Origin of the sequence: Candidatus Symbiopectobacterium sp. 'North America' (genome assembly GCF_015762685.1) — a bacterium.
In the GTDB taxonomy this organism is placed as follows: domain Bacteria; phylum Pseudomonadota; class Gammaproteobacteria; order Enterobacterales; family Enterobacteriaceae; genus Symbiopectobacterium.
Window position 1 is genome coordinate 1 of sequence record NZ_PEHF01000103.1, and the last position, 10,772, is coordinate 10,772.

General features: G+C 48.5%; 5 protein-coding genes and 5 pseudogenes. 7 read left to right on the plus strand and 3 right to left on the minus strand.

Annotated elements, in window-relative coordinates:
- Positions 1–90 precede the first annotated feature (90 nt).
- Together cho and CS369_RS22220 are read left to right on the plus strand one after the other, a co-directional pair.
- A pseudogene (cho, locus tag CS369_RS22215) lies at positions 91–969 on the plus strand (excinuclease Cho).
- A 203-nt stretch (positions 970–1,172) separates the two neighbouring features.
- Positions 1,173–1,400 (plus strand): YdgH/BhsA/McbA-like domain containing protein, encoded by a 228-nt coding sequence (locus CS369_RS22220; protein WP_196908741.1) that lies wholly within the window; start codon positions 1,173–1,175, stop codon positions 1,398–1,400.
- Between the two features lie 438 nt (positions 1,401–1,838).
- On the opposite strand, the gene CS369_RS22225 is transcribed toward CS369_RS22220, so the two are convergent.
- Positions 1,839–2,426, minus strand: a complete 588-nt coding sequence (locus tag CS369_RS22225) for a TetR family transcriptional regulator (RefSeq protein ID WP_196908742.1) — start codon at positions 2,424–2,426, stop codon at positions 1,839–1,841.
- Between the two features lie 105 nt (positions 2,427–2,531).
- On the opposite strand from CS369_RS22225, the gene CS369_RS22230 reads away from it, so the two are divergent.
- Positions 2,532–3,257, plus strand: coding sequence for an SDR family oxidoreductase (locus CS369_RS22230; RefSeq protein ID WP_244665188.1), 726 nt, complete (start codon positions 2,532–2,534; stop codon positions 3,255–3,257).
- Between the two features lie 473 nt (positions 3,258–3,730).
- Here the strand turns inward: CS369_RS22230 and vapC are convergent.
- Positions 3,731–4,134 (minus strand): annotated as a pseudogene (vapC, locus tag CS369_RS22235) (tRNA(fMet)-specific endonuclease VapC).
- The gene (vapB, locus tag CS369_RS22240) at positions 4,134–4,364 is read right to left on the minus strand and encodes a type II toxin-antitoxin system VapB family antitoxin (protein WP_196908743.1); all 231 of its coding nucleotides are present in this window, start codon (positions 4,362–4,364) and stop codon (positions 4,134–4,136) included. The pseudogene vapC and the gene vapB overlap by 1 nt, the downstream one beginning before the upstream one ends.
- A 439-nt stretch (positions 4,365–4,803) precedes the next feature.
- Here vapB and hsdR point away from each other — a divergent pair, with 439 nt between their 5' ends.
- From hsdR to CS369_RS24295, 4 genes and pseudogenes are all read left to right on the plus strand, one after another.
- Positions 4,804–7,245, plus strand: a complete 2,442-nt coding sequence (gene hsdR, locus CS369_RS22245; RefSeq protein ID WP_196908744.1) for an EcoAI/FtnUII family type I restriction enzme subunit R — start codon at positions 4,804–4,806, stop codon at positions 7,243–7,245.
- 72 nt (positions 7,246–7,317) lie between these two features.
- Positions 7,318–8,790 (plus strand): annotated as a pseudogene (locus tag CS369_RS22250) (N-6 DNA methylase).
- A pseudogene (locus tag CS369_RS22255) lies at positions 8,790–10,563 on the plus strand (restriction endonuclease subunit S). The pseudogenes CS369_RS22250 and CS369_RS22255 overlap by 1 nt, the downstream one beginning before the upstream one ends.
- A 10-nt stretch (positions 10,564–10,573) precedes the next feature.
- Positions 10,574–10,772: pseudogene (locus tag CS369_RS24295) on the plus strand (hypothetical protein); the annotation flags it as partial.

Consider the following 10,772-nt stretch of genomic DNA (forward strand, 5'->3'; position numbering starts at 1 on the left):
ACCTCCTTTGGGAAGGTACAAGTATAGATAATTATACTTGATTGAGGGTGTGTGCCACCATGATCGGGGAAGACCCATGCAATTACAGTAATGGTGAGTGTTTCCGTGAATCAAAATCAAACCCCTATGGATAAGCCGTTTGATGCCATGGAGGTCTATCACTACCCCGAGCACCTGCGCCCGTTCCTCGAAGGGTTGCCCGCTGCGCCCGGTGTCTATGTTTTCCACAGCGACAGCGATGTAATGCCGCTCTATATCGGTAAGAGCATCAATATTCGCAGTCGAGTCATGTCGCATTTCAGGACCGTTTCTGAAGCGCGCATGCTGCACCAGTCTCGCCGCATCAGCTATCATCTGACGGCGGGCGAGATTGGCGCGCTGCTGCTGGAAGCGCAAATGATCAAGCAGCTACAGCCGTTGCACAATAAACGGCTGCGGCGTAGCCGCTAGCTCTGCTCGTTGCATTTGCGTAACGGCGTCCCCCATATTGTGTCGGCAAAAGAGATCGACTTTTCCCATATGCCCGATTTATACGGCCTATTCTCCAATCGACGTGCTGCGCAGCAAGCGCTGTTGGATATCGCTGACAGTGAGTTGCTGTGTTACGGGTTGTTAGGTTTGGAAAAAAATCCGCACGGCCGCGCTTGTTTCAGGCATCAACTGGGGCGATGCGCGGGTGCCTGTTGTGGCAAAGAGCCGATGGTGGAGCATCAACTGCGTCTGCTCGATGGGCTGCAACAGATGCGCGTGTTCAACTGGCCCTACGCTGGTGCCGTCGGGCTGGTGGAGCAACACAGCGATGTGCGGCAGATTCATGTTATCAACAACTGGTATTACCTTGGATCGGTAGAGAATATCGCCGACGCAGCACAACTGACCAAGATGGTGCACGGGTTTGACCGCGATGGATACAAGATCTTAAGCGGGCCGCTGTTCAATGGGCAGCATGAGATCGTGTTACTGGCGTGAGTATTGTCGTTAAGCGGTATAGTCCCGGATCGATACCGATCGCCAACATTGTGATTACGGATCACGGGTAATAATATCAGTTAGTATTTTTGAATGATAATGGCAATTTTATCTGATATTCACTTCTGAGTGATGGCGCTATGATGTGTCACATCGAAGGCAGGCAGCCTTTTAATCAAACATCAAACAGAAGGATTACCCTCATGAACGTTATCAAAAAATTTGCCGCAGTTGTTGCTCTTGGCTTGGTTTCTTTCGGTAGCTTTGCTGCCCAAGAAGTGGGAACCGTTCAGGTCAGCGGTGCAGAAACCCTGAGAGCATTTGAAGCACAAGTGGCTGCAAAGGCTGAAGCCGCGGGCGCAACGTCTTACAAGATTGTCTCTGCTACTGGTGGCGATCAAGTGCGTGGTACTGCGATCCTGTACAAATGATGTCATCATCGTTGATGCAATACCCAAAAAGGGGAGCGAAAGCTCCCCTTTTGGTTTTTAAGGCCATTGATCTATCGCTTGCCGAGGCCGGAACGGTATTACTAAATTCGACGCGCATTTTTCTTGGCTAGCGGTGATAAGCGCTTCCCGTGCGGCTTGTTCTTCTTTATTTTGTTGTTCAGGCTAGCTATTTAGCGTCCGGTCACTTTGTCCTAAATAGGTTACGCTATGCAATCCAGAGGTCGCCATGGGGCGTGTATTTTATTTTCAGTGTCAGTCAGGCTGCGGTAAGGATCTGGTTTTGGCCGAGAAGTAACGACATGATGTAAATCTCCTTTGTCTATCTTCGCTAATAATCGGATATCGGGAAATATCAGCACTGATAATATAGGGCAATATTCAGTGTTTGATTGCCCAGCGCTATTTTGATTATTTGTTTCATGGTGCGTATGCCAAGCGTCGCGCAGCCCCTATGACGGAGGCTCGCCGCCTGTCATGTTCTTTCATACTCAGTGGGCCGGTTAACATGCGCGCTACCTGTGGAACGGCAGACCACCATCCAGCCAGGGATAACACCAGAAAAGCCAGATGATCGGCCTCAATGGCTTGGGTCACTTTTCCCTCGCGTTGCCCATCCGCTACGGCCTGAATCTTGTATCCATAGTATTCGCGTCGTTGCTCTTCATCCGGGACTTCATCATCAAACGTCAAACCTTCCCAGCGCAGGAGTCGGCTCAGTTCCGGATTGTCGAGGTGATAATCGTAGGCTCGGCCCGCGTAATCGCCGATATCTTCGACAGCAAAGGAGGTGATGGGCAATGCCAATGCCACCTTGGCCAACTCACTGCATAGCACGGCTGAGAACAGCGTCCGCTTGTCGCCAAAGTAATTATAAACACGCTCCTTGTTTACCCCGGCCAACTTGGCAATCCGTTCCTGGGTGGTGCCATCGGGGCCAAAGCGAGCGAACTCAGTCATTGCCGCATCCAGAATTTTGCGTTTGGTCCCCTCGGTATCCCAAGCCATAGTTCCCCCTCTCATCAATCGGTTGTGATTATTGGTTAATCATACTATAGTTATTTCCAACTAAAACGTTGGGTTTGTAATTTCATATAACGATTGGAGTCATCAATGATGAAAAATACGCTTCTCATCTGCGGCTATGGCGCTGGTATCTCACATGCCGTCGCTTGTCGTTTTGGTAAGGCGGGCCATCCTGTTGCCCTGGTTGCGCGCAATGTTGAACGTCTCGCGGGGGCGGTAGCAGAATTGGCCGCAGAAGGCATCCTGGCTCACGCTTTTCCGGCCGAACTGAGCGATGTTAACGCGATTCGACGTACCATCACGGATGTACATGACACGTTGGGACCCATCAGTGTTCTGCACTGGAACGCCTTTCTCGATATTGATGGCGATCTGTTGTCCACACCTCCCGTGAGTCTGGGTCAGAGTGTCGATGTCCGTGTTGTTAGTTACATTACCGCCGTACAGGGGTGCATAGCCGACCTTGCCGCATCAAAAGGTACTGTGCTGGTGACCAGCGGCGTCATGGCACTTGATGACACAACAATCAACGCATTCGCCGTTGATTATGCGGCGCTAGCGATCAGTGTTGCCGCTCAATGCAAGGCAACTCATCTTTTGCGACATATCCTCGCGCCACATGAGGTCCACGTCGGTGAGGTGATCGTCAATGGCTTCGTTGAGGTAACACCGGGCGGTTTGGGTAAAAGTAACACCGTTTCGCCGATGGCCGTCGCTGACCAATTCTGGGAATTGCATACAGCGCGCCGGGAAAATTCTGTCATCGTGGGGGGAGCCGTACCGATATCGGAAACAGTGCTGTATTCCTGCTAAATAATCAGACGTCGGGGGGCGTTTGTTTGAAGTCTGATAAAGGGTCGGCAGCTCTGATTTAACGCGGTGCTGATATTGGGCTGGGAGCAAGTGGCATAGCCGATCTCAATATTGCGGTGTCTGCATACGCTGGGTGTTGGTATAAGAATTCATTGAACGGGCTTGTAACATCACTGATACCAACAAATCCTACTTGATGTACGTAGATGTCGGTAGAGTCTGGTTGACTGGAAATAGCTAATTTATAGCTAATTCACTGAATTTTAGGCATAAAAATAGGCGTCGGTTGACGTCTGTTTACTTCAAAATGGTCCCTACAGAATTCGAATTAGCCACGTATATCTATTGAAATAAAAGGATTTTCACCAGTTCGAAAAACGTAGTGGCCCTAAAACCTTTCTGGCTGGATTGTTTGCGGGTTATCCGCAATAGGTGGTGGATTATATCCTGTTTTGGGGGAGGGCAGAAACAGCTTATCGGCTGACCCAGTTTTCCACACGTAGCCCAGGCACACGCTCAAATTCGCGTACATTGTTCGTTACCAGTATCAAACCGGCAGACCGCGCGTGACCGGCTAACATGGCATCATACGGGCCGATGGGTGTTCCTTGTCTTGCCAGTTCTGCACGAATTTGGCCGGTATGCACGGCAGCGTCAAAGCCATAATTCTGCACTTCCAGACGTGCAGAAAACCCTTCAATCACGGAGAGATTTTTTCTGGATTTACCGATTTCTCCGCACCATAGATCAGTTCCATCAGTGTGATAGCGCTGATAGCAAACTACCCGTAATGACGATAGAAAGCGTCCCTTACTGCCTGCGGTTTGTTCTTGATAGTGTAAATACAGATATTGGTATCGAGCAGATATTTCAGCATCAGAAATCTTCCCTACTCTCATTCTCAGGTTGCTCTCTGGTGATCATAAAGTCAGGCGTTACCCCTGCCTCTTCGAACCAACTGTCCCAGCTTTCGCCTGCTGGAGTAATGATACATGTGCGACCAATCGCGACGATATCAACCTGCTTCACATCGTCGGGCAGTGCAACAGCTTTAGGGAGTCGTACTGCCTGACTGCGGTTGCTTTTTAATACCGTGGTTTTCTCCATGGGAACCTCCTTGGATAAATTTTGTACTATCACTAGCATAAAGTGTTATTGGGATATGTCAATGGGATATACCTGCGTGACATTATTGGATCAATCACCTCGCCGTCAACATGCTTGGATAATGTTTGGCGATTATGTCTTCATCTGGTTGATAAGGTCGGGGTGTTTGGCGTCGTTGGCGCTACAAACGCTTACACCTTCGGCATGCAATAAGCTTTACGTGACTTGCGCCCGGGCTTGTGGAAACATTTATTTCGTTTCCGAAGCGAACTTCATGAAATATAAAAGATAAAAAATATCCATGTCAGGAAAGCAGTAGAATTTATTCTGGCGAATAATGATTTCGCCAGTAGCTATCCAAAACATCATTTCAGGTCATTACGTAATGCTCTATTCTGTGTAAAATCAGAGCTAATCCAATATTGTGGAGTGACCTGCTATGGTTGGCGTGAACAAAACGCACCTGACTGAAACGGATATCATCACCAAATTTATTCTGCCTGCGGTTAAGGATACTGGCTGGGATGATTTGGCGCAGATTCGTCAGGAAGTGAAATTGCGCGATGGCAAGATTGTGGTTCGCGGAAAACTGGCATCACGTGTCAAAGTTAAATCTGCCGATATCGTATTGTATCACAAGCCGAACTTGCCGTTGGCGGTTATCGAGGCCAAAGCCAATAAGCACACCATCAGCAAAGGGATGCAGCAAGGGCTGGACTACGCCAGTCTGCTTGATGTGCCCTTTGTGTTTGCCTCCAACGGTGATGGATTCATTTTCCACGATAAAACCAATCCGCAGCAGCTCGAATCCGAAATTGCCCTCATTGACTTCCCAACCCCCGACCAACTCTGGCAAAAATACTGTGTCTGGAAAGGGTTCACTCAGGAGCAGTTGCCTGTTATCAGTCAGGACTATTTCGATGATGGCAGCGGGAAATCTCCCCGTTACTATCAGATGCAGGCGATCAACCGGACGGTCGATGCCGTATCGGCTGGAAAGAATCGTATTTTGCTTGTGATGGCGACGGGCACGGGCAAAACCTATACCGCTTTCCAGATAATCTGGCGGCTGTGGAAAGCCAAAAACAAAAAACGGATCCTGTTCCTTGCGGACCGCAATATTCTGGTTGATCAGGCTAAACGTAATGATTTTCACTCGTTCGGCACTGCGATGACCAAAGTCACCGGGCGCACCATCGATCCGGCTTATGAGGTACATCTGGCGCTGTACCAGGCGATAACGGGCCCGGAAGAGTACCAGAAAGCCTATAAACAAGTTTCACCGGATTTCTTTAACCTGATAGTCATTGACGAATGCCACCGTGGCAGTGCATCTGAAGATTCTGCCTGGCGCGAGATACTGGAGTATTTTGGCAGTGCTACTCAGGTGGGCCTAACTGCAACACCGAAAGAAACCGAAGAGGTCTCTAATACCGATTACTTCGGGGAACCGGTTTACACCTATTCGCTGAAAGAGGGCATTAAAGACGGTTTTCTTGCCCCTTACAAAGTGGTACGTGTCGATATTGACGTCGATGTACAAGGCTGGCGGCCCGTCAAAGGTCAGTTGGATAAATACGGCAAAAAAATTGAAGACCGTATCTACAACCTGAAAGATTTTGACCGCACGCTGGTGATTGATGAGCGCACCATGCTGGTGGCGCAGACCATCACCGATTACCTGAAACGTACCAACCCGATGGATAAAACCATCGTTTTTTGCAACGACATCGATCATGCCGACCGAATGCGCCATGCGCTGGTGATACTCAACGCGAAACAAGTGTTAAAGAACGAAAAATACGTAATAAAAATCACCGGTGATGACGATATCGGCAAGGCGCAGTTGGAGAATTTTATCGATCCCAAAAAAGCGTATCCGATCATTGCGACAACGTCTGAACTGATGACTATCGGCGTCGATGCGCAGACCTGCAAGCTGGTGGTACTGGATCAAAACATCCAATCGATGACCAAATTTAAACAGATCATCGGGCGCGGCACGCGTATCAATGAAAAGCACGGCAAGCTGTGGTTTACCATTCTCGACTTCAAAAAAGCCACCGAGTTATTTGCCGATCCACGCTTTGACGGCTTGCCAGAAAAAGTGCTGGTGGTAAAACCCGACGACATTTCCGATCAGAATTCAGACTTCAATGAAAGGATGGATGCGGAAGATAACGTGGATGACGGCAATAATGTCTCCCGTGAAGCACAAGAAAACGCCGCTGATTATCAGTTCAACCGCGACAAGGGCGTCGGAAGTGGTGAGTTTCATGATGATGAGGAAAACAAAGCCCGCAAATTCTATGTGAATGGCGTGGATGTGAAAGTGCTGGCTAAGCGCGTTCAGTATTACGATTCTGATCGTAAACTGGTGACTGAATCCTTCCAGGATTACACCCGTAAAACGATGCTCAAAGATAGCGAATATGCCTCATTGGATGACTTTGTGCGCAAATGGCAGGATGCGCCACGCAAACAGGTCATCATTGAAGAGCTGGAGCAACTGGGGATTCTGTGGGATGTGTTGGCCGAAGAGGTGGGTAAAGATCTCGACCCGTTTAATTTGCTCTGTCATGTGGTGTACGGTCAGCCGCCGTTAACCCGTCAGGAGCGCGCGGCCAATGTGCGCAAGCGTAACTATTTTACGAAATATGCCGAGCCGGCGCAGCAGGTGCTCAATACGTTGCTGGATAAATACGCCGATGAAGGGGTGCAGGAAATCGAGGACGTTCAGGTACTCAAACTGAAACCGTTCGATGCGTTGGGGCGTCCGATAGAGATCATCAAAACCCGCTTCGGTGGCAAGAAGGCGTATGAGCAATCCGTCAACGAACTGGAAAATGAAATCTACCAGCTACCGCCGCGCTCAGCCTGATAACGCATAAACACATTGCCACCGGTCGCACCTGCGACCGGTGGCATCCTTTTTTAAGTATGGAAAGAAAACATGTCGATTAGTTCAGTCATTAAATCCTTTCAGGACATTATGCGTAAAGACGCTGGGGTAGATGGTGATGCCCAGCGCCTTGGGCAGCTTTCATGGCTGCTGTTTCTGAAGATTTTTGATACCCAGGAAGAAGAACTGGAACTGGAGCAGGATGACTATCAGTTCCCGATCCCGCAGCGCTATTTATGGCGTAGCTGGGCGGCAAAAAGCGAGGGCATCACAGGTGATGCGTTGCTGGAATTTGTGAATGACGATCTGTTCCCGGCTCTGAAAAACCTCACCGTGCCAATCGATAAAAACCCGCGCGGCTTTGTGGTCAAGCAGGCGTTCAGCGATGCCTATAACTACATGAAAAACGGTACGCTGCTGCGTCAGGTAATCAACAAGCTTAATGAAATCGACTTCGGCAGCAGCCAGGAGCGCCACCTGTTTGGTGATATCTACGAACAGATTCTACGCGACCTGCAAAGCGCCGGTAATGCGGGTGAATTCTATACCCCGCGTGCGGTGACGCGCTTTATGGCCAATCGCATCGACCCGAAACTCGGCAAATCGATTATGGACCCAGCCTGCGGTACCGGCGGCTTCCTCGCCTGCGCGTTCGATCATGTGAAAGAGCATTACGTCAACACCACCGAAGACCACAAAACGCTGCAAAAACAGATCTATGGCGTGGAGAAAAAGCAGCATCCGCACCTGCTGTGTACCACCAATATGCTTTTGCACGGCATTGAAGTGCCGGTGCAGATTCGCCATGACAACACCCTTAACAAACCGCTCTCTTCCTGGGATGAACAACTCGATGTGATTGTCACCAACCCGCCGTTTGGCGGCACCGAAGAAGACGGCATTGAGAAGAACTTCCCAGCAGATATGCAGACCCGTGAAACCGCCGATTTGTTCCTGCAACTGATCATTGAGGTGCTGGCTGATAAGAGCCGCGCAGCGGTGGTTCTGCCGGACGGCACGCTGTTTGGTGAAGGAGTGAAAACCAAAATCAAAAAGCTGCTCACCGAGGAATGCAACCTGCACACCATCGTGCGGTTACCTAACGGAGTGTTTAACCCGTACACCGGCATCAAAACCAATATTCTGTTCTTCACCAAAGGCAAGCCAACTAAACAGGTGTGGTTCTACGAGCACCCGTACCCGAACGGTATGAAGAACTACAGCAAAACCAAACCGATGAAGTTTGAGGAGTTCCAGGCGGAAATCGACTGGTGGGGTAATGAAGCGGACGGTTTTGCAAGCCGCGAAGAGAGCCATCAGGCGTGGAAAGTCAGCATCGACGATATCATTGCTCGCAACTTTAACCTCGATATCAAGAACCCCTATCAGGGCGAAACCATCAGCGGCGACCCGGATGAAATGTTGGCGCAGTACCAAACACAGTAGGCGGAAATCAGTGAACTACGTAACCAACTGCGCGATATCCTAGGTGCCCCGCTGGCAGGCAACAAGGGGGCGAACTGATGACCGTTGAGAAGCTTGTCACCGACCATATCGATATCTGGTCCTCTGCGCTGCAAACGCGCTCTACCGCTGGGCGTGGGAACAATGGAAAAATCGACATCTATGGCATAAGAAACTGCGCGAGCTGATTCTGGAACTTGCAGTGCGTGGCAAACTGGTGCCGCAGGACCCGAATGATGAACCGGCGTCTGAACTGTTAAAGCGTATTGCTGCTGAGAAAGCGGAGCTGGTGAAGCAGGGTAAAATTAAACAGCAGAAGCCGCTGCCGGAAATTAGCGAGGTTGATAAACCGTTTGAATTGCCAGAGGGGTGGGAGTGGTCTTCGATACAAAATCTTTGTCTGCTTGAGAATGGTTATAGAAGCAAAAATTATCCGAATAAATCCACTCTCACTGAGACTGGTATCCCTTTCGTTAATGCGGGCCATCTATTGAATGGGAAAATAGATGAAGCTGAGATGACTTTTATTAAAGAGAACCATTTTGAAACTCTGCGATCAGGACAATTTTTGCCTGGTGATATTTTGTTTTGTTTGCTTGGTTCTCTCGGGAAGTCTGCATTAGCCGGAAACATGTCGGGTGCTATTGCATTTTCATTAGTCATCGTGCGAGTATATCCACTGGTTAATAATAAGTATGTTCATTTTTATTTCAATAGTCCTATATCTTATCAGTTCGTAAAAAATATGACAACGGGACTGCTCAACCTAATCTTGCAGCTAATGATTTAGCTCGATTTCTTATTCTGGTTCCACCATTAGATGAGCAAATTAGAATTCTTGGCAAAATTGATGCCTTAATGTCCCTATGTGATCAGTTGGAACAACAAACTTTAACCAGTTTGGACGCGCATCAGCAACTGGTAGAAACCCTGCTGACAACGCTGACCGACAGCCAAGATGCTGAACAACTCTCCGAAAACTGGGCGCGAATCAGCCAGTATTTCGACACGCTGTTTACCACCGAAGCGAGTATCGACTCACTTGAGCAAACCATTCTGCAACTGGCAGTGATGGGTAAACTGGTGCCGCAAGATCCTAACGATGAACCTGCGTCTGAACTGCTTAAACATATTGAGCAGGAAAAAGCACAACTGGTGAAAGAAGGTAAAATCAAAAAGCAAAAACCATTGCCGCCAGTGAATGACGAGGAAAAACCGTTTGAGTTTCCGGAAGGGTGGGAGTGGTGTCGTTTCGAAGATATTGTTGACATCCAAAGTGGTATAACTAAAGGAAGGAATCTTGTTGGCAAAACATTAATTTCAGTACCATATCTTCGTGTAGCAAATGTACAGCGAGGTTATCTTGATTTATCAGATATTAAAATAATAGAAATTCCTATTGATGAAAAAGATAAGTATCATGTTAAATCAAATGATCTATTAATTACAGAAGGTGGTGACTGGGATACGGTTGGAAGGGCTGCTATCTGGACTGACTCTTCATTTTACATAGCTAATCAAAATCATGTTTTCAAAGCCAGACCATTTTTTAATGATTTGAATGTTAAATGGCTTGAAATATTTATGAACTCGTCTGTTTCACGGAGTTATTTCGCAGGTGCTAGCAAGCAAACAACAAATTTAGCATCTATAAATAAAACGCAGCTTCGAGGATGTCTTATTGCGTTACCTCCAGTTAGTGAGACAATCAGAATTTTAGAACTGTATATCTCACTACAGAATGTTTGTGACAATCTCAAATCCCGCCTGCAATCCGCCCAGCAAACCCAGCTCCACCTGGCGGATGCACTCACTGACGCAGCCTTAAACTAAGGAACTGACGATGCCAGTTCATCATGCCATCTGGCGGGTAGGGGAGAAGCCTCAACCGTTAACCATCAGCAAACTCGCCAGCGAGCAACTGTTGGAGAAGATGATTCTAAACGACCCGACTATCCTCTCCGACTTTAAGCTCACCGGTTTTAGTTCCACGCACTTTTTGAGATTTCCGGGTTTTCAGCCATCAGCCGGTATTCTTCCGG